Genomic DNA, 408 nt, shown 5'->3' on the forward strand with positions numbered 1-408 from the left:
GAATTATGCCGATGCGGTGTATGACCGGGTGGGTAATATTGAGCTGTCGCGCATTATGGGCGCCGATGTTCGTCTGGATGCCGCCGGTTTTGATATCGGTATTCGCGAAAGCTGGAAAAACGCCATGGAAGAAGCGGCGCAAAACGGCGGCAAACCCTTCCCGATCCCGGCCGGTTGTTCCGAACACCCTTACGGCGGGCTGGGATTCGTCGGCTTCGCGGAAGAAGTGCGCCAGCAGGAAAAAGAGCTGGGCTTCAAGTTTGACTATATCGTTGTGTGCTCCGTCACCGGCAGCACCCAGGCCGGTATGGTGGTCGGTTTCGCCGCCGACGGCCGCGCCCGTAACGTCATCGGTATCGATGCCTCGGCAAAACCGGAGAAAACCAAGGCGCAGATCCTGCGTATCGC

General features: G+C 58.8%; 1 protein-coding gene. It reads left to right on the forward strand.

Features of this window, described 5'->3' with window-relative positions; genetic code table 11:
* Window positions 1-408: pyridoxal-phosphate dependent enzyme (locus JWG88_RS21445; RefSeq protein WP_205235857.1), on the forward strand; the 408-nt coding region annotated here is incomplete at both ends.

This window comes from Desulfopila inferna, from assembly GCF_016919005.1.
In the GTDB taxonomy this organism is placed as follows: Bacteria; Desulfobacterota; Desulfobulbia; order Desulfobulbales; family Desulfocapsaceae; genus Desulfopila_A; species Desulfopila_A inferna.